This is a genomic window from Streptomyces sp. NPDC001292 (assembly GCF_042896465.1).
GTDB lineage: Bacteria > Actinomycetota > Actinomycetes > Streptomycetales > Streptomycetaceae > Streptomyces.
Genome location: NZ_JBIAXG010000014.1, coordinates 29,299 through 50,200, shown reverse-complemented (window position 1 = coordinate 50,200; position 20,902 = coordinate 29,299). Strand labels below are relative to the sequence as shown.

General features: G+C 71.4%; 16 protein-coding genes. 9 read left to right on the top strand and 7 right to left on the bottom strand.

Annotated features, from left to right (window positions below; genetic code table 11):
- Nucleotides 1-150 precede the first annotated feature (150 nt).
- Together ACFY4A_RS17110 and ACFY4A_RS17105 are read right to left on the bottom strand one after the other, a co-directional pair.
- Nucleotides 151-1,557: an APC family permease gene (locus tag ACFY4A_RS17110; protein WP_390830241.1), complete on the bottom strand. Its 1,407-nt coding sequence runs from the start codon at nucleotides 1,555-1,557 to the stop codon at nucleotides 151-153.
- Between the two features lie 93 nt (nucleotides 1,558-1,650).
- Nucleotides 1,651-3,279, bottom strand: coding sequence for an amidohydrolase (locus ACFY4A_RS17105; RefSeq protein ID WP_390830240.1), 1,629 nt, complete (start codon nucleotides 3,277-3,279; stop codon nucleotides 1,651-1,653).
- A gap of 88 nt (nucleotides 3,280-3,367) precedes the next feature.
- On the opposite strand from ACFY4A_RS17105, the gene ACFY4A_RS17100 reads away from it, so the two are divergent.
- Nucleotides 3,368-4,051 (top strand): TetR/AcrR family transcriptional regulator, encoded by a 684-nt coding sequence (locus ACFY4A_RS17100; protein WP_390830239.1) that lies wholly within the window; start codon nucleotides 3,368-3,370, stop codon nucleotides 4,049-4,051.
- Between the two features lie 76 nt (nucleotides 4,052-4,127).
- Here the strand turns inward: ACFY4A_RS17100 and ACFY4A_RS17095 are convergent, their stop codons facing one another.
- Nucleotides 4,128-5,015, bottom strand: a complete 888-nt coding sequence (locus ACFY4A_RS17095) for a LysR family transcriptional regulator (RefSeq protein ID WP_390830238.1) — start codon at nucleotides 5,013-5,015, stop codon at nucleotides 4,128-4,130.
- A gap of 120 nt (nucleotides 5,016-5,135) precedes the next feature.
- On the opposite strand from ACFY4A_RS17095, the gene ACFY4A_RS17090 reads away from it, so the two are divergent.
- From ACFY4A_RS17090 to ACFY4A_RS17070, 5 genes are all read left to right on the top strand, one after another.
- Nucleotides 5,136-5,807, top strand: a complete 672-nt coding sequence (locus tag ACFY4A_RS17090) for a succinate dehydrogenase (protein WP_390830237.1) — start codon at nucleotides 5,136-5,138, stop codon at nucleotides 5,805-5,807.
- 1 nt (nucleotide 5,808) lies between these two features.
- Nucleotides 5,809-7,758 carry a fumarate reductase/succinate dehydrogenase flavoprotein subunit gene (locus ACFY4A_RS17085; RefSeq protein ID WP_390830236.1) on the top strand — a complete coding sequence of 650 codons (1,950 nt, stop codon included), beginning with the start codon at nucleotides 5,809-5,811 and terminating at the stop codon, nucleotides 7,756-7,758.
- Entirely contained in the window at nucleotides 7,755-8,504 is a 750-nt protein-coding gene (locus tag ACFY4A_RS17080) for a succinate dehydrogenase/fumarate reductase iron-sulfur subunit (RefSeq protein ID WP_390830235.1), read from the top strand. Before ACFY4A_RS17085 ends, ACFY4A_RS17080 begins: the two co-directional genes overlap by 4 nt.
- 315 nt (nucleotides 8,505-8,819) lie before the next feature.
- The gene (locus ACFY4A_RS17075) at nucleotides 8,820-9,593 is read left to right on the top strand and encodes a GNAT family N-acetyltransferase (RefSeq protein WP_390830234.1); all 774 of its coding nucleotides are present in this window, start codon (nucleotides 8,820-8,822) and stop codon (nucleotides 9,591-9,593) included.
- On the top strand, nucleotides 9,593-10,537 hold the full coding sequence (locus ACFY4A_RS17070; protein WP_390830233.1) for a lysophospholipid acyltransferase family protein: 945 nt from the start codon (nucleotides 9,593-9,595) through the stop codon (nucleotides 10,535-10,537). The genes ACFY4A_RS17075 and ACFY4A_RS17070 overlap by 1 nt, the downstream gene beginning before the upstream one ends.
- On the opposite strand, the gene ACFY4A_RS17065 is transcribed toward ACFY4A_RS17070, so the two are convergent.
- Both ACFY4A_RS17065 and ACFY4A_RS17060 read right to left on the bottom strand, forming a co-directional pair.
- Nucleotides 10,501-10,962, bottom strand: a complete 462-nt coding sequence (locus ACFY4A_RS17065) for an NlpC/P60 family protein (RefSeq protein WP_390830232.1) — start codon at nucleotides 10,960-10,962, stop codon at nucleotides 10,501-10,503. The two genes, ACFY4A_RS17070 and ACFY4A_RS17065, sit on opposite strands and share 37 nt — an antisense overlap.
- Before the next feature lie 32 nt (nucleotides 10,963-10,994).
- Nucleotides 10,995-12,545 (bottom strand): esterase, encoded by a 1,551-nt coding sequence (locus ACFY4A_RS17060; protein WP_390830231.1) that lies wholly within the window; start codon nucleotides 12,543-12,545, stop codon nucleotides 10,995-10,997.
- Nucleotides 12,546-13,017: 472 nt separating this feature from the next.
- On the opposite strand from ACFY4A_RS17060, the gene ACFY4A_RS17055 reads away from it, so the two are divergent.
- From ACFY4A_RS17055 to ACFY4A_RS17045, 3 genes are all read left to right on the top strand, one after another.
- Nucleotides 13,018-13,299, top strand: coding sequence for a hypothetical protein (locus ACFY4A_RS17055; RefSeq protein WP_390830230.1), 282 nt, complete (start codon nucleotides 13,018-13,020; stop codon nucleotides 13,297-13,299).
- A 324-nt stretch (nucleotides 13,300-13,623) separates the two neighbouring features.
- Entirely contained in the window at nucleotides 13,624-14,166 is a 543-nt protein-coding gene (locus tag ACFY4A_RS17050) for a hypothetical protein (RefSeq protein WP_390830229.1), read from the top strand.
- A gap of 89 nt (nucleotides 14,167-14,255) precedes the next feature.
- Nucleotides 14,256-16,463 (top strand): S1 family peptidase, encoded by a 2,208-nt coding sequence (locus ACFY4A_RS17045; protein WP_390830228.1) that lies wholly within the window; start codon nucleotides 14,256-14,258, stop codon nucleotides 16,461-16,463.
- Between the two features lie 120 nt (nucleotides 16,464-16,583).
- Here ACFY4A_RS17045 and ACFY4A_RS17040 read toward each other — a convergent pair whose 3' ends face one another.
- Nucleotides 16,584-16,862 carry a hypothetical protein gene (locus ACFY4A_RS17040; protein ID WP_390830227.1) on the bottom strand — a complete coding sequence of 93 codons (279 nt, stop codon included), beginning with the start codon at nucleotides 16,860-16,862 and terminating at the stop codon, nucleotides 16,584-16,586.
- Between the two features lie 213 nt (nucleotides 16,863-17,075).
- The gene (locus tag ACFY4A_RS17035) at nucleotides 17,076-20,429 is read right to left on the bottom strand and encodes an ALF repeat-containing protein (protein ID WP_390830226.1); all 3,354 of its coding nucleotides are present in this window, start codon (nucleotides 20,427-20,429) and stop codon (nucleotides 17,076-17,078) included.
- Between the last annotated feature and the right edge of the window lie 473 nt (nucleotides 20,430-20,902).

The following is a 20,902-nucleotide window of genomic DNA, read 5'->3' as shown; positions in this document are numbered from 1 at the left end:
GCTCCCAGGGGCGCGGGGAACTGCGCGCCCGGCCACGACGCACCCGCAGCCGAAGACAGTGCCCGGGCCCCCGACAAGCGGGGCGGCGCGGGCCGGACGCGACAGAGGGGCCTGCCGACACACCGTCGGCAGGCCCCTCGGCCGTGGCTCTCAGACGCGCGGCACCGCCTCCGCACCCACTCCCCGTTCGTCCCCGGGAGCGGCCACCGCCTCCGTCCGGTTCTCGCTGAAGCTCATCACCGGAGGCTTCCGCCTGAACGCACGGGTCAGGAACAGCAGGTACAGGAACCCGGCCAGCATCCAGCAGAGCCCCACCTCGAAGGTGATGCCCTCCAGGCTGGTCCACAGCCAGACGGTCAGGGCGAACCCGACCGTCGGCAGCAGTCCGTAGGAGAGCAGGTCGCGCCCGCTCCGGCGGCCCTGGTCGACCAGGTAGTGCTTGACCACGCTCAGGTTGACCATCGAGAAGGCGATCAGGGCCCCAAAGTTGATCATCACCACGGCGTTGTCGAGGCTGATGAACAGGGCGACCAGCGAGACGGCGGACACCAGGGCGGTCGCGATCACCGGGGTGCGGAAGCGGGGGTGGAGATAGCCGAACACCCGCTTGGGCAGCACTCCGTCGCGTCCCATCGAGTAGAGGATCCGGGACACGCTCGCCTGCGTGGTGACCCCGGAGCCGAAGGAGCCCGCGACATAGACGGCCACGAAGAACGAGGTGAAGGCCGAGCCGCCCAGCGTCCGCATGATGTCCAGGCCCGCGCTGTCGGGGTTGCTGAAAGTGGAGCCCGGGTGCACCAGCGCGCCCATCCAGGACACCACGATGAAGAGCACGCCGCCGATGGCCGTGGTCAGCACGATGGCGCGGGGGATGGTGCGCCGCGGGTCCCTGGCCTCCTCCGACATGGTGGAGACCGCGTCGAACCCGAGGAAGCTCAGCGCGAGGATCGCGGCCCCGGAGAAGGCCGCCGAGGTTCCGGAGCCGCCCGGCAGGAACGAGGCGAACGGTTCGGAGACGCCGTGGCCGAGCGAGTGGTGGACGGACAGGGCGACGAAGAGCACCACGAGCACCCCGGCCAGGCCCACCACCAGGACACTGAGCCGGCTGATGGAGTCCACGCCGAGCACATTGACGAGCAGCGCGAGCAGCAGCGCGGCGAGCACGAACACCCGTGCGGGAACCGACGGGAACTGGCTGTGCAGATAGATGCCGATCAGCAGGAAGTTGATCATCGGCAGGAAGAGGTAGTCCAGCAGCAGGGTCCAGCCGACCATGAAGCCGACATGCCCGCCGAAGGACTGCTGGGTGTAGGTGTACGCCGACCCCGCGGTCGGGAACGCCCGCACCATCCGCCCGTAGCTGACGGCCGTGAAGAGCATGACCACCAGGGCGATCACATAGGCGGCCGGCAGATGGCCGTTGGTCACGCCGGTGACCGCCCCGTAGGTGGTGAACACGGTCACCGGGGCGAGATAGGTGAGTCCGAAGAGGGTGAGTCCCGGCAGCCCGAGGACTCGCTTGAGTCCGTTTTCCGCGGGGGCGTCTGTATCCGTCATGAAGCGTTCCTTCCGCAGAAGAATGAGGAATTGCCGGGCGATTCGGCAAGGGCGGGGGCTGCGGCGGGGCTTGCGGCGGCGCCCGCCGTGCGGTCATCCCTCGGTGCCGTGGGTGCGCTCGCCCGCCAGCCAGGTGCCGAGCACGGTGATGGCGGGCACGTCGTGCGGGTCGCAGTCGCGGGGGTCCCGATCGAGCCAGACCAGGTCGGCGACCCGTCCGGGGGCCAGGACACCACGGTCGTCGGCCATCGCCTGGTGGGCGACGCCGGCCGTGTAGCAGGACATCGCGGTCTCGATGTCGATCCGCTCCTGCGGCAGCCAGCCGCCCTCGGGACGGCGCTCCGGCGTCTGCCGGGTCACCGGGACCGGCAGGCCGGTCAGCGGCCGGTGGTCGGTGACCGGCCAGTCGCTGCCGAACGAGACCCGGGCGCCGCTGCGCAGCAGCGACCCCAGCGGGTACTGCTGCCGGGACCGGACCTCGCCCAGGCGGGGCATGGTCAGGTGGGTCATCGCCGGGTCGGGCTGCAGCCACAGCGGCTCGATGTTGGCGATCACGCCCAGTTCGGCGAAGCGGGGCAGGTCCCCGGGGTCGACCATCTGCACATGGGCGATCACCGGACGGCGGTCCCGGGGGCCGCGCGCCTCGGTGAGGTGGGCGAGGGCGTCCAGGGCGGTGCGGATGCCGGCGTCGCCGATCGCGTGCAGATGCGGCTGCAGTCCCAGCCGGTCGATCTCCACCAGGGCCTCGCGCAGCTCGGCGGCGGCCCAGACCGGCATGCCCCGGGTGCAGGGGTCGTCGGCGTACGGTTCGAGCAGCGCCGCGGTGCGGTTCTCGATGATGCCGTCCACGAAGAACTTGACGGTGCGGACGGTCAGCCGGTCGAGCCCCGCCGCCTCGATCCGGTCGCGGTCGGCGGCGAACTCGGCGAGCTGCTCGCGCCACCGCGACGGGTCGGCGCGCAGCGCGAGGTTCACCCGCGTGGCCAGGACGCCCTGCCGGGCCGCCGTCAGATAGGCGTCGACGGCCTCGTGGTCCACCCAGGCGTCCTGGATCCAGGTGACCCCGGCCTCGGCGTAGGCGCGGGTGGCGAGGGCCAGGGCCCGTACGCGTTCGTCCAGGGTGCGCGGGGGCGCGGCGCCGAGGACCGCGTCGACCGCGTCCCACTCGACCATGGTGCCCATCAGGCTGCCGTCGGGTCGGCGTACGAACCGCCCGCGCTCGCTGTCCTGGGTGGAGCCGTCGAGGCCGGCCCGGCGCATGGCCTCGGTGTTGCACCACAGCGTGTGGTAGTCCCAGGCCCGCAGGGCGACCGGGCGGTCGGGCGCGACGGCGTCCAGCCAGCGGGCGTCGAAGAGGCCGTCGGGGGCGAGCGTGGAGTCGTAGCTGCCGCCGAGGATCCAGTCGGCCTCCGGGTGCTCGGCGGCGTACCGGCCGACCTCCGCGACCAGCTCGTCCAGGCTGGTACAGGGTCTGATCTGCGGGCCGAGCGCTTCGAATCCGCCCTGGTCGGGGTGGCAGTGACCGTCTCCGAACGCGGGCATGAGCAGCCCTCCGCCGAGGTCCAGCAGCTCGTCGGCGGCGTCGGCGAGCGCCTCGGCCGCGGCGCCGACGGCCTCGACGCGGCCGTCCCGCACGGCCAGTGCGGTCGGCGGCTGCCCGGCGCCGGACGGTGCGGGCAGACCGGTCCACACGGTGCCGTTGCGGAAGACGGTGAGGGGCATACGTACTCCCAAAGCGAATGCCATTCGTTTTAGTGGACGCAGGTTAGACTCACGCAACGACGCTTGGGAAGAGGGGCGGGGACACCGGATGAGCGCCGGGACGCGAAGGACGGGACGGCCGAGCACGCCCGTACTCGATCGCGAGGTGATCGTGCGCGGGGCGCTGGACCTGATCGACGACGTCGGCGCCCAGGGGTTCTCCATCGCCCTGCTGGCCCGCCGGCTCCGGGTCCGGCCCTCGTCGCTGTACAACCATGTCAAGGGCAAGGACGACATCCTGGCCGGAGTGCGCGAACTGGTGGCCGACCCGATCGACGCGAGGGTCTTCGACACCCTCCCCTGGGACGAGGCCCTGGTGAGCTGGGCCAGGCTCTACCGGGCGGCCTTCGCGGCGCATCCGCAGACCATCTCGCTGCTGGCCACCATGCCGGTGTCCGGTGCGCATCGCACCCTGCGGATGTACGAGTCGGTGGTGGTCGGGCTGGAGCGCGGCGGATGGCCGACCGCGTCGGTCATCCCCGTCATGGTCGGCGTGGAGTCGTTCATCCTGGGTTCGGCGCTGGACCTGGTGGCACCGGCCGCGATGTTCGACCCGGGGCCGGACTCGCCCCAGGTGCCCAGGTTCACCGCGGCGGTGCACGCCCGGGACGAGGTCTCGGCCACGCAGGGGCGACCCGCCGCCGACCTTGCCTTCGAGGTCTCCCTCGCGGCGCTGGTCGACGGCCTGCGTGCTCGGCTGGCCGCGGAAACCGCCTCGGTGGAAGGTAGTTGACGGCAAGTAAGGCTGATGCAAAGTCAGCTTGACAGGGCATCAAGTCCCGCCTGGGAGTGCGGGGCGCGCTCGAGAGTCACCGCTCCAGCAGCATCCGCTGCAGTTCCCGCGCGGCCCTCGGCGGGGCCACGTCGCTGCGGTGGGCCAGTGCGATCGTGCGGTGCAGTCCGGGACGGGCGAGCGGGGTGACCCGCAGGCCGCGGCCGGAGCGCGTCGCGACCATGCGCGGGACGACGGCGACACCCAGCCCCGCCCGTACGAAACCCAGCACAGCGTCCATCTCGCCGCCCTCGACGGCGAGGTCCGGCTCGAAGCCCTCGGCGCGGCACGCGGCGACCGTCAGCTCCCGCAGGTCGTAGCCGTGCCGGAACATCACCAGACGCTCCCCCTCGAGATCCGCGACGGCGACCGAGCGCCGCCCCGGACCACCGGGCGCGGCAGCCTCGGGCGAGGAGACCACCACCAGGTCCTCGCGCAGCAGCTCCACCGTGGTCAGGGCCGGGGAGGGGGTGGGCAGCGGGAGCACGATCAGCGCCAGGTCCAGGGCGCCGCGGGCCAGCTCCCGCACCAGGTCGTGGGAACCTCCCTCCTCGACCAGCAGCCGGATGCCCGGGTAGCGGTCCTGGAAGGCGCGCAGCACGTCCGGCAGCAGGCCGGTGCACAGGCTCGGCGTGGCCCCGAGCCGCACCCGGCCCCGGCGCAGCTGCACCAGTTCCTGCACCTCGTGCCGCGCCGTGTCGGCGTCGGCGAGGATGCGCCGGGCCAGCGGCAGCAGCGCCTCCCCGGCGTCGGTGAGGCTGATGTTGCCCCGCGCGCGCAGGAACAGATCCGCGCCCAACTCCCGCTCCAGCGCCTTGATCTGCTGCGACAGCGACGGCTGGGCGACATGGACCAGATCGGCCGCCCGGGTGAAGTGCCGGGTCTCGGCGACCGCCACGAAGTACTGGAGCTGCTGGAACTGCACAAGACCAGCATAGTCAATCCCTATCGAAACGAGCCGGACCATGTCTTGGACCGATGGGGTCCTTCGGCCCTAGCGTGCTGAGACATGGCACTGGCAACGCGGACGGACCGACGGCCGTCCATGGCACGCACCGTGTGGGGCTCGACCGTCGGCAAGAAGACCGTGATGGCGGTCAGCGGCCTGATCATGCTGCTGTACCTGGTCGCCCACATGATCGGAAACCTGAAGATCTACTTCGGGGCCGGCGAGTTCAACCACTACGCCCACTGGCTGCGCACGCTCGGCGAGCCGTTCATGCACTACGAGTGGACGCTCTGGCTGGTCCGTGTGGTCCTCGTGGCCGCCGTCGTCGCCCACGCCGTCTCCGCCTACCAGCTCAGCCGCCGCGACATCAAGGCGCGGCCCAGCAAGTACGTGCACGCCAGGCCCCGGGCCAGTTACGCCACCCGCACCATGCGCTGGGGCGGGATCATCCTCGGCCTGTTCATCGTCTGGCACATCCTCGACCTGACCACCGGCACCGTGCACTCCGGTGGATTCCAGCCGGGCCACCCGTACCAGAACGTCGTGGACACCTTCTCCACCTGGTACGGCAACGTCGTCTACATCGTCGCCGTGCTGGCGCTCGGCCTGCACATCCGGCATGGATTCTGGAGCGCCGCCCAGACCCTCGGCGTCGGCAGCCGCACCCGCGACCGTGCCCTGAAGACCGCCGCCAACGTTCTCGCACTGCTGCTCACGGCCGGCTTCATCGCCGTCCCGGTGGGCGTCATGACCGGAGTGGTGAGCTGACATGACCTCCTACGCCGACTACGCGACCGGTGCGCCGGTCGTCGACACCAAGTCCCCCACCGGCCCGATCAACGAGCGCTGGGACAAGCGCCGCTTCGAGGCCAAGCTGGTCAACCCCGCCAACCGGCGCAAGCACACGGTCATCGTGGTCGGCACCGGCCTCGCGGGCGGCTCGGCCGGCGCCACCCTGGCCGAACAGGGCTACCACGTCGTCCAGTTCTGCTACCAGGACTCCCCGCGCCGCGCCCACTCCATCGCCGCGCAGGGCGGCATCAACGCGGCGAAGAACTACCGCAACGACGGCGACTCCATCCACCGCCTGTTCTACGACACCGTCAAGGGCGGCGACTTCCGCGCCCGCGAGTCCAACGTGCACCGCCTCGCGCAGATCTCGGTGGAGATCATCGACCAGTGCGTGGCGCAGGGCGTGCCGTTCGCCCGCGAGTACGGCGGCCTGCTGGACACCCGCTCCTTCGGCGGCGTCCAGGTCTCCCGCACCTTCTACGCCCGCGGCCAGACGGGCCAGCAGCTCCTGCTCGGCGCCTACCAGGCGCTGTCCCGGCAGATCGCCGCAGGCAATGTCGAGATGCACCCGCGCACCGAGATGCTCGACCTGATCGTCGTCGACGGCCGGGCCCGCGGCATCGTCGCCCGTGACCTGATCACCGGCAGGATCGACACGTACTTCGCGGACGCCGTCGTCCTCGCCTCCGGCGGCTACGGCAACGTCTTCTACCTGTCGACCAACGCCATGAACTCCAACGCGACCGCCGTCTGGCGGGCGCACCGGCGCGGCGCGTACTTCGCCAACCCCTGCTTCACCCAGATCCACCCCACCTGCATCCCGCGCACCGGCGACCACCAGTCCAAGCTGACGCTGATGAGCGAGTCGCTGCGCAACGACGGCCGCATCTGGGTCCCGAAGGCCAAGGGCGACAACCGCCCGCCGAACGAGATCCCCGAGGACGAGCGCGACTACTACCTGGAGCGCATCTACCCCTCCTTCGGCAACCTCGTCCCGCGTGACATCGCCTCCCGCGCCGCGAAGAACGTCTGCGACGAGGGCCGCGGCGTCGGCCCCGGCGGCCAGGGCGTGTACCTGGACTTCGCGGACGCCGTCAAGCGCATGGGCAGGAAGAAGGTCGAGGAGAAGTACGGCAACCTCTTCGACATGTACGAGCGGATCACCGCGGAGAACCCGTACGAGGTGCCGATGCGGATCTATCCCGCCGTGCACTACACGATGGGCGGCCTGTGGGTCGACTACGACCTCCAGACCACCGTCCCCGGACTGTTCGCGATCGGCGAGGCCAACTTCTCCGACCACGGCGCCAACCGCCTCGGCGCCTCGGCGCTGATGCAGGGCCTTGCCGACGGCTACTTCGTCCTCCCGGCCACGATCAACGACTACCTGGCCCGCAACCCGCACCAGGAGGCCGTCACCGAGGACCACCCCGCCGTCCAGGAGGTCGTCGCCGAGACCGAGGACCGCCTCAACCTGCTCCTGTCCGTCGACGGCGACCGCACCCCCGACTCCTTCCACCGCGAAGTCGGCGAACTGATGTGGGAGTTCTGCGGCATGGCCCGCACCGAGGCGGGCCTGCGCAAGGCGCTGGACCGCATCCCGCAGATCCGCGAGGAGTTCTGGCGGCGCATCAAGGTGCCCGGGACCGGTGAGGAGTTCAACCAGTCCCTGGAGAAGGCCAACCGCATCGTCGACTACCTGGAGCTCGCCGAGCTCATGTGCCTCGACGCGCTGCACCGCGCCGAGTCCTGCGGCGGCCACTTCCGCGAGGAGTCCCAGACCCCCGACGGCGAAGCGGCCCGCAGGGACGAGCAGTTCGCCTACGCGGCGGCCTGGGAGTTCACGGGCACGGGCGAGGCGCCCACCCTGCACAAGGAAGACCTGGTCTTCGAGTACGTCCACCCCACCCAGCGGAGCTACGCATGAAGCTCACCCTGCGCGTCTGGCGGCAGAAGAACGCCGACGCCGACGGCGCCATGTCCACCTACGAGGTGGACGACATCTCGCCCGACATGTCCTTCCTGGAGATGCTGGACGTCCTCAACGAACGGCTCATCCTCTCCGGCGAGGACCCGGTCGCCTTCGACCACGACTGCCGCGAGGGCATCTGCGGCGCGTGCAGCCTGGTCATCAACGGCGACGCGCACGGCCCCGAGCGCACCACCACCTGCCAGTTGCACATGCGGTCCTTCAAGGACGGCGACACGATCGACATCGAGCCGTGGCGCGCCGCCGCCTTCCCGGTGGTGAAGGACCTGGTGGTGGACCGCTCGGCCTTCGACCGGATCATCCAGGCCGGCGGCTACGTCACCGCCCCCACCGGCTCCGCACCCGAGGCCCACGCCACGCCCGTACCGAAGCCGGACGCCGACTTCGCCTTCGAGCACGCCGAGTGCATCGGCTGCGGCGCCTGCGTCGCCGCCTGCCCCAACGGCGCGGCGATGCTGTTCACCTCCGCCAAGATCAACCACCTCAACGTGCTGCCGCAGGGCGCGCCCGAGCGCGAGACCCGCGTCCTGGACATGGTGGCCCGCATGGACGAGGAGGGCTTCGGCGGCTGCACCCTGACCGGAGAGTGCGCCACCGCCTGCCCCAAGGGCATCCCCCTCGTGTCGATCACCAGCATGAACAAGGAGTGGCTCCGCGCGACCCGCAAGGCGTCCAAGCGGTAGCCCACCAGGAAACGTTCGCCGAGGGGGCGGACGGGCGGGGCCGGGAGTGGTGCTCATCCCCGGCCCCGCCTCGGATTTCTCTCCGCCCGGACGCGCCGCAGGCGGGCGACCACGCGATCACGAGCGGGGCCGGACGGGCGGGGTGCCGCCGCGGCCGGCCGCACGGGGCGCCGCCCGCGCCGTTCAACATCCCCACATCCGTTCTCCCGGCACAGGTCACGCGGACGCCAACCGGCATCGGAAGAACAGGGACGACGGACCGCACCGCCGGTCCGCCGTCCCTCTTCCGTACCGGGTCCACGACCAGGAGAGAACATGACCGGCGTCTCCACGCTCGAAAGCCCCCCGCAGCCCGCGCCCCCCACCCGCTACACCGTCGCCCTCGCCCGTGACGAGGCGGACGTGCGGGCCGCGCAGCGGTTGCGGTACGACGTCTTCGCTGGGGAGATGGGCGCCCTGCTGTCCACCCCGCAGCCGGGGTACGACGTCGACCCCTTCGACGCCTACTGCGACCACCTGCTCGTGCGCGACACCACGACCGGGCAGGTCGTCGGCACCTACCGGCTGCTGCCGCCGGAGCGGGCCGCGATCGCCGGACGGCTGTACGCGGAGGGCGAGTTCGACATCACCGCGCTGGCCCCGATCCGTTCCGGCCTGGTCGAGGTCGGCCGCTCCTGCGTGCACCCCGACCACCGCGACGGCACGGTGATCGGGCTGATCTGGGCCGGACTGGCCCGCTACATGGTGGACCGCGGCCACGAGTGGCTGGCCGGCTGCTGCTCGATACCGCTCGCCGACGGCGGGGCCCTCGCCTCCGCCACCTGGGAGCGGGTACGCGACAAGCACCTGGCACCGGAGGAGCACCGGGTGCACCCGCTGCTGCCCTGGATCCCGCGGACCGACCTCCCGGCCGCCCCCCGCACCGAGCTGCCCGCCCTCCTGCGCGGCTACCTCCGGCTCGGCGCGCAGGTCTGCGGCGTGCCCGCGCACGACCCCGACTTCGGGGTCGCCGACCTCTACGTCCTGCTGTCGATGCGCCGCGTCAGCCCGCGCTACCTGCGGCACTTCCTCTCCCTCGTACCGGCCTGATGAGCCTCTGGCTGCCCAGCGCGCCCTGCACCCCGAGGGCGTGCGTGGAGACGGGCACGGGGTCCACGGCGGCCGTACCGCGCGCCGTGCTGCGGCTGACGCTGGTCGTGACCCTCGTGCTCGCCGGGATCGCGCTGTCGCCGCTCGGCTGGGGGAGGATCCCCGCCGGCTGGGTCCGGCGCTGGTGCCGGGCGGTCATCAGGGCCTCGGGCGTCCGGGTCCGCATCACCGGCACCGCCCCGCCCACCGGTGGCCTCCTGCTGGTCGCCAACCACATCTCCTGGCTCGACATCCCGCTGCTGGCCGCTGTCCGCCCGGCCCGGATGCTCGCCAAGACGGAGATCCGACGCTGGCCGGTGGCCGGCGCGCTCGCCGCGCGCGGCGGCACCTTGTTCATCGAACGGGACCGTCTGCGCGCCCTGCCCGCGACGGTGGCGCACATCGCCGGGGAACTGCGCGCCGGCGCCGCGGTCGCCGCCTTCCCCGAAGGCAGCACCTGGTGCGGTCGCGCCCAGGGCGCCTTCCACCGAGCCGTCTTCCAGGCCGCCCTCGACGCCGGGGTGCCCGTCCAGCCTGTCCGCATCCGCTACCTGAGCCACGCCGGGGGAGCGGCGAGCACGGCCCCGGCCTTCGTCGGCGACGACTCCCTGCTCGCGTCCCTGTGGCGGGTGGCGACGGCACACGGCCTGGTCGCCGAGGTCGACGTGCGTCCCGTGCTTCCTCCAGGTGCCTTTCCCGACCGACGCACGCTGGCCCGCGCGGCGCAGCAGGACGACCCCGACGGCCAGGACCACGGTGCCATCGCGCGCTCGACAGAAACCCGCGGTCACGTCTGGGCTGGTGACACCTGCGCCGGTCACGCCCCCGCCGGGGCGGCCACCCGGCCGCACCGGCCCCGAGTGCCGGCTCAGACGCGGCGCACGGTGTGCAGGGACTCGGCGTAGAGGCCCGTGCCGTCGAGCGGTGAGGCGCCGGCCAGATGGGCCATGGTGGGCCCGTTGACCGTCTTGCGGCTGGACAGGAAGCGCCGCTTGCCGGCCGCGTCCCCTCCGAGATGGATCCCCACGTGGTCGACCGTGGCGGTCTGCGGGTCCCCGTCGTCCCCGGAGCCGGCGTTGAACAGTACGAGGTCGCCGGGCTGGAGCAGGGTCGCGGCCGGCGGACGGACGCCGTCGGTCCGGTCGATCAGCACACCGGGTGTGTGGTCGGCCATGTCGCGGGACTGGCGCGGTATCCGGTTCCCGGACGTGTCCGCCTTCGCGGCCATGGGCACGCCCATGTGGTAGCCGTAGACCATGCGGGTGTACCCCGAGCAGTCGAGGTTCGAGCGCACGAAGCACCGCATGCCCCGGCCTCGCGGCCGGGGCATGCGGTGTCGTCGCTCCATGACGGCTGTACCGCCTAGTCGTCGATCGCCGCCCCGTACAGCGCGTCCGTCGGCAGGCCGCCGAACGCGCTCAGGCTGTAGCTCCAGGAGCCGGAGGTGGTCAGGCCCGAGCTGCCCGCGGAGAACACCCAGACGTAGCCGTCGTTCGTGTTCTCACCGGGTGCCGAGGCGAGCAGGCCGAAGCGGCCGTCGTCGTTCGGGTCGGTGAAGGAGACCTGGCCGCCGAACTTGTCGCCCTTCTCGACGGTGCCCGGGACGTTCTTGGTGCCCTGGTGCACGGACAGTGCGCCGGTGGACGTCATGCCCTTGGCCGAGCCACGCAGGACCGTGACGGCGCCCGCGTCGGCGACGGAGCCGATGTCCTCGCCCGCGACACCGATCGCCACGTCCGCGTATCCGTCGCGGTTTGTGTCGCCGACGGAGAGGTCGGTGCCGAAGCCGTCGCCCCGCTCGTTCGTGCCCGGCACGCCCGCCGAGTTCTGGGTCCACCACACGGGAGGGGTGCCCGGCCCCTCCCGGCCGGCGGGCCCGTCCGCACTGCCGTAGTAGACGCCGACCATGCCGCCGGTCATGCTCTCGCCGCCGTCGTCCGGGCTGTGCGGCTCGCCGGTGACCAGGTCGTCGTAGCCGTCGCGGTTGATGTCGCCGGACGCGACGACCGGGCCGCCGCGCACCGCGGTGATCGGCAGCGGCTCTTCGTTCGACGCGGTGCCGGGCAGGATGTACGACCAGCCGTAGCCGGGCTCGTCGCCCACGCTGGTGCCGGAGACGACCAGGTCGGCGAAGCCGTTGTTGTCGTAGTCGCCCGTGGTCATCGACTTGGGCCGGATGCCCGGTGCGTCGGCGGCGGAGGCCTTGCTGAGCGTCTTCCGCGGAGGCGAGGTGAGCGTGGTGCGCGACTTCTGCACCGGCCGCCGCGCCTGCGCGTCCGCGCTCTTGGCGGTGGGCTGGGGGGCGGGCTCGAAGCTGTAGACCGTCAGCCCGACCGAGTCCACGACGGCGAGGGAGTCGCCCGGAGTGGTGTCGTCGAAGCGGGCCGCGGCGAGCGAGGCGCCGAACCTGCCGCTGGTGGTGAGGTCATCGGACTGCAGCCAGTCGCTGACCGATCCGGTGAGCCCCTTCGGCGTGCCCCACAGGACGACCGCGGCGCCCGCGTTGGCGACGGCGCCGAGGTCCTCGCCGGGGATGCCGATGATCGCGTCGTCGTAGCCGTCGCCGTCGAGGTCGCCGGTGGCCAGCGACTTGCCGAAGCCGTCACCGGTCTCGGCGGCGCCGGGGACGCCCGTGGAGTTCTGGCTGAAGACCTTGGCCCTGGTCGTGCCGATGCCCTTGGGTCCGCCGTACTGCACGGTCACCATCCCGGCGCCCTTGTATTTGCCGACCGCCGCCCCGGGGGCGCCGACGAGCACGTCGTCGTATCCGTCGCCGTTGAAGTCGGTGTTGCGGTCGTTGGCGTGTGTTCCGCCGGGTGTTCCGGCATAGGCGCTCGGAGCGGTCGCGATGATCGCGCCCGTCATGAGGAGAAACGATGCCGCCGCGACGGCGGCCGAGCGGTTCTTGCGCATGAGCGGCTCCTTGGCTCGGATACGACCGGCTGGCTCGGGGCGCGGGGGTGTCCGGACAGGTCCCGTTCCTATGTCCGGCACCGTGTTTGACACCGCATGGGGAGGAAGGGTTGTACAGGCGGCATGTCCTTTTTGCTGAAGAAGATCACCTCTTCGTCGAAGAGATCGCTGCGAGTCGGGCATCCGGGGCGAGGACAGCCCGTGCCCCGTACCGCCTTCACGCTCCCACCGCCCTTCCGTCCCCTGAGGTGCCACCCCGCCCACCACCCACGGCTACGCTCGTCACCCGCACGCCACCGGGGCCATGTCCAGCGCGACCCACAGGAACGAGGGCACGACGTATGGCCCGTACAACACCCGTACAAGCCCGCGTACAACAAGGGCACCAGCGAACCGCCCCGGCCGTACGACAAGCCCGACGTACGGCCGACGTACCTGGTCAGCGACACACCAACCCGCCCACGCTGGCACTGTGACGCAACATCAGATCACCGACGAGGCGAAGCCAGAGCCGCCCCACACCCCCGCCACCCGCCAACTGACCTTGCGCTTCGGCAGCACCAGACGCGGCGCCCGGCTGGCCCGGCACCTCGCCGTCCAGCAGTTCACCGAGTGGACCGGCCTCCCGCACGACGCCGAATCCGTCCGAACCCTCGCTCTCGTCACGGCCGAGCCGGCCTCTTACGCGATCCGCCACGGGCAGCCTCCCCGGCCGCCGTCGCCTGGCTGCCGGAACCCTTTCCCGTCGAGTTGACGGAGGTCACGATGTACTCCGGGCTCACAATCGAGCCGGAGGCTTCGGGGATTTCGAGCAGGGAGTCCTGAGCGATCGTCCAGCGCATGTCGCCGGAGCAGCTCCCTGGGATTCCCGACAAGACCCAGGGCAAGAAGAAGCAACCGCCCCGCCCTTTCGGCTCGCTCTGCAAGCGCCTTGCCCTGGCAAACCAACGGATGTGATCAATACCGGGGACCCGCGCTCTTCGAACAGTTATGGTTCCTGCGTCGGGAGTGGGGGGCTGCACGGCAATTCCGGTCACCTTCACACCCATGCGCAAAACACCACGAGTGAAGGACTGTGATGAAGGCACCTGCCGAAATTCCGGCAAGACCGAGGCGGAAGAGACTCATAGGAACCGCTCTCGCGGCCGTGGCCGCGGGCGCCCTGGCGTGGCTCGCGCTGCCGGTCGGCGCGTCCGTCGTGCAGGGCACCACGTCCATGGCGGCAGCGCCCGTCGCCGACGAGGCCCCCGGATACGCCGTGGAGGACTTCAACTACCCGCAGGCCGACAAGATCCTCGCCGAGAAGAACATCGTCCTCAAGCGCGGCGACGGCCATATCACGCTCGCCGACTGCCTGAGCGGCACGGGCCAGCTGGAGGTCCTGGCCCGCGACAAGAGCAAGATCTGCTTCCAGGTCACCGGCAACTCCGGCTGGCTGACGCTGGAGCTTCCCTCCGTCTACGCCGTCAAGGGCAACGACTACAGCACCCAGGTCGACATGACCACGGGCACGGAGGAGAAGAGCTTCGACATCGCCAAGAACACCTGGACCGCCGTCGGAGAGAGCGCGGACGAGCAGGGCCGCGAGTTCATGCTCGTGGAGATCAGGACCTCCAAGTAGGGCACTGCCGGACACCCTCGTCCCTCGCTCTGCCGCAGGCCACCGGGCCCGGCAGACCTCCCGAACAAGGAATTCCGAGGAAGAACCTCATGCGACACACCAGACCCGTGCGTGTCTCCGCACCGGCAGCGGCCCTGATCGCCGGCACCCTCGCGCTGTGCGCGGCGCCCGCGTCCGCCGTGACCGGCACCCCTGTCACCGACACCACGTTCAGCTACACCGCACAGCTCATCATCGGCGGCCACGACCGAGGCTGCTCCGGTGTCCTGGTCGCCCCCGAGTGGCTGCTCACCGCGGCGAGCTGCTTCGCCGACGACCCGGCCACGAGCCTCGCTGTGCCCGCGGGCAAGCCGAAGGTCACGACCACCGCGACGATCGGCCGCACCGATCTGACCGGCACCGACGGCGCCGTGCTCCAGGTCGTGGAGCTCGTGCCCCGCACCGACCGCGACGTGGTCCTGGCCCGCCTGAAGCGGCCGGTCACCAACGTCGCCCCCATCGCCCTGGCCACCACCGCGCCCACCGCCGGGGAGGAGCTGAAGTTCGCCGGGTACGGGCGCACCAAGACCGAATGGGCGCCGCTGAAGCTGAACACCGGGGCCCTCTCGGTGGACGCCATCGCCGCCACCACCGCCACGGTCACCGGCAAGGACGGCGCGGCTGCGTGCATGGGCGACACCGGCGGACCCGTGGTGCGCGTCGTGGGGGGCACGCATCAGCTCGTGGCCCTCAGCAGCCAGTCCTACCAGGGCGGCTGCTACGGCATCGACGCCGCCGAGACCCGCACCGGCGGCGTCGCCGCCCGCGTCGACGACCTGTCCTCCTGGGTGGACTCCAAGGTCGGCGCGACCCGCATCACCGACTTCAACTGCGACGGCGTCGAGGACATCGCCGTCTCCGACCCCAAGGCCACTGTCGCTGGCGTCGCCAACGCGGGCCTGGTCCGGGTCGTGTACGGCGGCGGCAAGGGCACCGCCGAGATCAATCAGAACCTCGACTGGGTGCCGGGCAGCGCCGAGTCCGGTGACCAGTTCGGCGAGGCCGTCGACACCGTCGACTGGAACGAGGACGGCTGCACCGACCTGGTCGTCGGCATCGCCCACGAGGACCTCGGCAGCACCACCGACGCCGGCATGGTCGACATTCTGCACGGCGCCCCGAACGGCCTGGGCACGGGCGCAGTGAAGGACACCCACCTCGAACAGGGCATGGGCACCGCCTCCCTGGCCGCGTCCAGTCCCGAGGCCGGCGACCTCACCGGCGCGGCCCTCGCCGCCGGCACCACCACCGCCGGTGAGCCGTTCCTGGTCATCGGCGTGCCCGGCGAGTCCCTCGGCTCCGTGTCCAAGGCCGGCATGATCTTCTATGTGCACGGCACCACCAACACCTCGGCGCACCAGGACAGCACGGGCGTGCCGGGCGCCGCGGAGGCGAGCGACGGCTTCGGCAGCGTCGTCGCGGCCGACGCCAACCACATCGCCGTCGGCACACCCAACGAGGCTGTCGGCACCGAATCGGGCGCCGGTAATGTGACGGTCTTCAGCCACACGCTGAACTCCGAGAAGCGCCCCACCCCGCTGTACTACCTCGACCAGGACCTGGACACCGTCTCCGGCGCCTCCGAGGCCGGCGACCAGTTCGGCAAGTCCCTGGCCCTCGTCCCGTACCGCCCCTCCGGCGCGGCGGCCGCCACCGAGTCGATCCTCGCGGTCGGCGTGCCGGGTGAGGACCTGACCATCAACGGCGCCGACAAGGCCGACACGGGCATGGTCGAGACCTTCCGTCTCACCGCCTCGGGCACCTTCAGCCAGCTCCAAACGATCTACTCGGGCACCGGCGACGACGACGTGGTCGGCGCCTCCGAGGCCGGCGACCAGTTCGGCGCGACCGTGGCTGCCGTGAACACCGCCCCGCGTGCGGTGAGCACCACGGCGACGATGAAGCTGGCCGTCGGCATCCCCAACGAGGCCGTCGGTACGACGGCCAACGCGGGCGCGATCACCACCTTCTCGCTGCTGGGCACGCCCGGCGCGAACGACCGCTGGATAGAGGTCGGCAACTCCGCCGGCCTCCCGGGCACCCCGGGCGCCAACCAGTACCTGGGCCGGAGCATTCACTACACCGGCACCAACCTCTACGCCGGCATGCCGTACGGCCCGTCCACCTACGGCGCCCTCCACGTCCTGCCGATGTCCAACGTGACCGCCGGCGGCACGGCCACCGCGATCACCACCTACCAGCCGGGCCAGGGCGGCCTCCCGGCCGCAGGCGTCGACTTCGGTACCGCCGCCCGGTAGCCGAGGGCAGCCGGAGACCCATCCGCTGATGCCGAGAGCCCCCCGAAGGGCCAGACCCTTCGGGGGGCTCTCGCTTGATGCTGCGCATACTGAATCACCGCAGCCGTCACCGCGGCCGTGTCACCGCGTCAGGACGAGTGCGACGACGAGCAGGGCGACGACGGAGACCGCGCAGAAAACGAGGTGCGAGGCCGGGTAGTCGTATTTCTCGCGTCGCACACCCTGCTCGATCTCATGGGCCCACACCGTGAATCGCTTGCGGGTCGGGAACATCCCGATCGTCAGCCCGATGAGCCCGAACGCGTACCCGGTCACCATGGCGGCCAGGGAGAAACCCCGCCACTGGCCGAACAGGACCGCGCCGACCCCGCATCCGGCCATGATGAAGGGATACGTCATCCAGAATTTCCGGAGTGGGATCCACCTCGCCATGGCGCAAGAATGGATCACAAAGGCCGCTGCGGCCATCAGCCACAGCCATCCGGTGGCAACGGACGCGAGCACGAACGCGGTGTCCTTCCGGCGGGAAATCCATCGAGAGGTGAGAAAGGCGCAGGGGGGCCGACGGCGGGTGTCGGCCCCCCTGCCGATCAGTCTACGAACCGGTTCCTATCAGAAAAACGACGACAACGTCGAGGTGATCGGGGATACGAGATCGTGGGCGAACTGCGTGACCTTCGTGGCCACCTTGGTGCCACCGAGCGCCCCGATCCACTTCGACTGGCCGAACGTGACCAGTCCCAGCACGGTACCCGCGGCGGAGGAGACGAACTCGCCGCTGCCGAACCCGTACTCGAAGCCGGTGAACAGGGTGCTGAGGGCGGCGGAGCCCATGGAGACGTACGCCAGGAACCCGGCGGCCACCGCCAGCGGCGGGAAGGCGAGGCTCGCGAGGCCCAGGCCGGCGGAGAGGAAGCCGGTGCCGATGCTGATGTAGTTGAAGGTGTCCGCCCACCAGCCGGCGTCCTCGTACCACTTCTCGCCGTTGTCGCCGTTGCTGCCGTTGGAGTTGACCTGGTCGTGGGTGGAGCTGTCGGCCGGGTCGGTCATGCTCTCCCGGTTCCTCCGCGCCTCCTCGGCCGCCTGCCGCGCGGCCTCCGCAGCCTCGGCCTTGCGCTTCTCGGTGGCGATGCGGCGGGCGTCGCTGGCCGCGGCCGCCGCCGTCCTGGCGTCCTGGCCCGCCTGGAGCGCGGACTGGCGGGCGCTGGCCGCCGACGCCTGGGCGCTGTAGGAGGAGTTCAGGGCGCGGCGGGCCGCGTCGATCGCCTTGTTCGCCGAATAGTTCGCCGAGCGGGCGGCGCCACGCGCGGTCGCCGCCGCGGTCTTGGCCTTGTTCGCCGAGGTCTGGGCGGAAGCGGCGGACTTGTCTGCGTCGTCTGCGTTCTTGCGGGCCTCCTCGGCGTAGCCGGCGGCCGCCTCCGCCGAGGCCTGGGCCTTGTTCGCCCATTCCGCAGCCTCAGCGGCCGCCTTGCGGGCCTCCGCCGCCGCCTTGGACGCCAGCGCGGCGTCCTCCTGCGCCTTGCAGGCGATCTTCGCCGCCGCCGCGATCGCGCCGCGGATCGCCGCGATGTGGGTGGCGGAGTCGTAGTCGAGCTGGGCCGTCTTGTGCTGCACGACGTCGATGAAGTTCCGGCGCATCCACGTCGGGCCCTCCAACGCCACCTCGGCGTGGGCCTTGGTGTACGCGCCGCCGGTGTTGATGAGGGCCGCGGTGGCGACCGCGTCGTCCTCCCGGATCGCGTCGGGGTAGGCCTTGTCGAAAAAGTCCTGCAGCGCCTTCGGGGTGTTCGCGTCGAGGGCGCCCTGGGCCGCCGCCCTGACGGCGGACCCGGGGTTGTTGTTCAGGATGCGCAGGATCTGGACACGGTAGTCGTCCGCGGCGGCCTCGATCGCTCCCGTGGTGAGGAAGGTGCGCGACGCGTCCTCGGCGTCGCTCTCCAGCGCGGTCTGCGCCGCCACCGCGACCGCCGGCGCGGACACCTGGGCGTAGTAGAGGGCGGTCTCCCGGTCGTCCTGCCGCTGGGCGATGGCCCGATCGGTGTCGATCCAGGCGTGCACGTCGGCGTCCGCACCGGACAGGGCGAACTGGGCGGCCTCCCGAGTCCAGGCGCCGTTCGCGTTGAGCAGGCCGATGCAGGCCTTGCGGCCCAGGGTGGCGGCCAGCCCCAAGTCGTCGCCTGATAGGGCCTGCTCGGCCTGGATGATCAGGTCCTTGATGGCCTGGGCAGTCTGCTCCGCCTGCGCGCGCTTGTTCTCGTAGCCCGCCCGTTCGTCCGCCTCGATCCGGGCGAGCTCCGTGGCCTCGGCCAGGCCCTGCTGCTTGAACTCCTCCAGTCTCGCCAACTCCGCATCGCGGGCGGCCCGTTCCACGGCGACCGCGTCCTCGACGGCCTTGGTGGCGGTGTTGGCGGCGTCGACCGCGGCGGCCGCGTGGGCGGTGGACTTATTGGCGTAGTCGATCGCCTGGCCTGCGTACTTCACTGCCTCCTCGGCCGCGGCCGCAGCGTTGTCCGCGTGGTCCGCGGCGGAGTTGGCAGCGGTTCGTGCCGTACGCGCCGCTGTAGCGGCCGAGTTGGCCAGAGCCTGTGCTGTGGAGGCGAAGTTGGTTGCGCGGTTGGCCGCGGCGTTGGCGATCGCCGCCTGCCGCTGGGCCTCGGCGGCTTCCGCCTGCGCCGCGCCCGCGGCCTGCGCCGCCTGGGCGGAGGCGGAGGCGGCAGCGGCGGCGTTGCGGGCCGCGCCCGCGGCCGCGGAACCAGCGCCCGCGGCCTGCGCGGAGGCGGTCGCGGCGTAGTCGGCGGCCTTGGCGGCGGTGCGCGCCTTGGCGGCGGCGTTGCGGGCCGCGACCGCAGCGTTCTTGGCCGCCTGCGCCTTCGAGGCGTCCTTCGAGGCGGCGATCGCCGCGTTGTAGGCACGTGCGGCGGCGTTTCCGGCGGTCGCGGCGGCTTGCGAGGCCGCGGTGGCGGCCCAGGACGCGCGCCGGGACGCGGCCACGGCGGCGTGGGAGGCGTTGATGGCGTTGCGGGCGGCATCCGCAGCGCCCTGGGCGGCCTTGGCGGCCTTGCGGGCGGCGGCCGCGGACTTCTGTACGTCCTCCTTGGCGGCGGCCGCCTCCGCAGCCGCGATCTCGGCGGCCTCCTTCGCTTTCTCCGCGGCGGTCTTGGCGCGCTCGGAGGCCTCGACGGCCTCGTCGGTCTCGGCCTGCGCGCGCTTGCCCTCCCGCTCGACGACCGCGACGAGCTCCTCGATCGTCGCTGTCTCCTGATCCCGGGCCCGGGCGATGTGCTGGCCGGTGTCAAGGAACCACTGGACGTCGGCCGCCGTGCCGCTGAGGGCGCGGTCCGCGTATATCTGCACCTCCGGACCGGCGGTGAACATCATGGCGGCGATCTCCACCCGCATGTCCTCTTCGCGGGCGGTGTACTGGCCCTGGAGCAGGAAGTTCTCCAGAGCCGCCTGCGTGCCGGTGCTCAGGGCGTCGGAGGCCTCCCGCTTGACCGCCTTGCCGCCGGTGCTGGAGATGGTGGCCGTGACCACCTGCAGGTCCTCGACGATGGCGGGCTTGAAGCCGTCCCTGAGGAACGCCTCGATCGCGCTGTCACCGTTGTTGAGGGCGTCGATGGCCTCGCGGCGCAGCCCCTTGCCGGAGTGAGCGAGGTAGGTGAAGAGGGCGACACGGTTGTCCTCCAGCGTCGCCTTCGGCAGCGTTTCGGCGAGGAAGGTCTGGATGTCTGCCTCGGTGCCGTGCAGCGCGTCGGCCGCGGCCGCTCTGACCGCTCTGCCGCCCGTCATCCATGCCTTGACGACTTTCGCGCGGTCGGTGTCCGGCAGGGCCAGCGGATCGACCGTCTCGCCCTCGGCCGTGACGGCGCGGGCCACGGGCGTCAACGCGATGGGAGACGCTGCGGCGGCCGTGACGGCGGTCAACAGGCCGACGAATCGGCGCCGACTCCAAAAGGTCGTCTGCATGGGTGTGCTGTCCTCCCCGTGAATACCAGTGAGCCGGGCCGGCGAGTGCCGATCCGGCCGACTCCCCCTGAATGCCTGGACTGCTCACCCGTGACACCAGTGAACCCATGGGGCGCCTGTGTAACGGGCCGACGATACCAACGGACATTCAAAGAAACATGAGTTCGACAAAAGATGACTGAACGGGTCCCAGCGACCGTCCTGTTGGGGACAGCTTCTGGTTAAAGGGCCCGGCCTGTGCGCGACGCCGATGAAGGAAGAGAACCCACCATGCACCCCGCCGTGGAACGCCTGACCGAACTCGTTCCTCCACCCGGACCGCGCCGCTCCCGGAGTGGGTCGAGGCGATCTGGTAGCGGTCACGTTCCCGTGGTGCCCGGCGACACGGCACCGGGCACCATGAGAAGGCGCTGTGCGCGACCACTCGTGACGGGGCGCGTTCAGGCGCCCGCCCCGGGGCTGGCGACGTGCCG

Coding starts and splice junctions, on each gene's coding strand:
- ACFY4A_RS17090 (WP_390830237.1), top strand. CDS start 5,136: ATGGCACGCACCGTGTGGGGCTCGACCGTCGGCAAGAAGACCGTGATG.
- ACFY4A_RS17075 (WP_390830234.1), top strand. CDS start 8,820: ATGACCGGCGTCTCCACGCTCGAAAGCCCCCCGCAGCCCGCGCCCCCC.
- ACFY4A_RS17060 (WP_390830231.1), bottom strand. CDS start 12,545: ATGCGCAAGAACCGCTCGGCCGCCGTCGCGGCGGCATCGTTTCTCCTC.
- ACFY4A_RS17045 (WP_390830228.1), top strand. CDS start 14,256: ATGCGACACACCAGACCCGTGCGTGTCTCCGCACCGGCAGCGGCCCTG.
- ACFY4A_RS17100 (WP_390830239.1), top strand. CDS start 3,368: ATGAGCGCCGGGACGCGAAGGACGGGACGGCCGAGCACGCCCGTACTC.
- ACFY4A_RS17085 (WP_390830236.1), top strand. CDS start 5,809: ATGACCTCCTACGCCGACTACGCGACCGGTGCGCCGGTCGTCGACACC.
- ACFY4A_RS17105 (WP_390830240.1), bottom strand. CDS start 3,279: ATGCCCCTCACCGTCTTCCGCAACGGCACCGTGTGGACCGGTCTGCCC.
- ACFY4A_RS17110 (WP_390830241.1), bottom strand. CDS start 1,557: ATGACGGATACAGACGCCCCCGCGGAAAACGGACTCAAGCGAGTCCTC.
- ACFY4A_RS17040 (WP_390830227.1), bottom strand. CDS start 16,862: ATGACGTATCCCTTCATCATGGCCGGATGCGGGGTCGGCGCGGTCCTG.
- ACFY4A_RS17065 (WP_390830232.1), bottom strand. CDS start 10,962: ATGCCCCGGCCGCGAGGCCGGGGCATGCGGTGCTTCGTGCGCTCGAAC.
- ACFY4A_RS17035 (WP_390830226.1), bottom strand. CDS start 20,429: ATGCAGACGACCTTTTGGAGTCGGCGCCGATTCGTCGGCCTGTTGACC.
- ACFY4A_RS17070 (WP_390830233.1), top strand. CDS start 9,593: ATGAGCCTCTGGCTGCCCAGCGCGCCCTGCACCCCGAGGGCGTGCGTG.
- ACFY4A_RS17080 (WP_390830235.1), top strand. CDS start 7,755: ATGAAGCTCACCCTGCGCGTCTGGCGGCAGAAGAACGCCGACGCCGAC.
- ACFY4A_RS17050 (WP_390830229.1), top strand. CDS start 13,624: ATGAAGGCACCTGCCGAAATTCCGGCAAGACCGAGGCGGAAGAGACTC.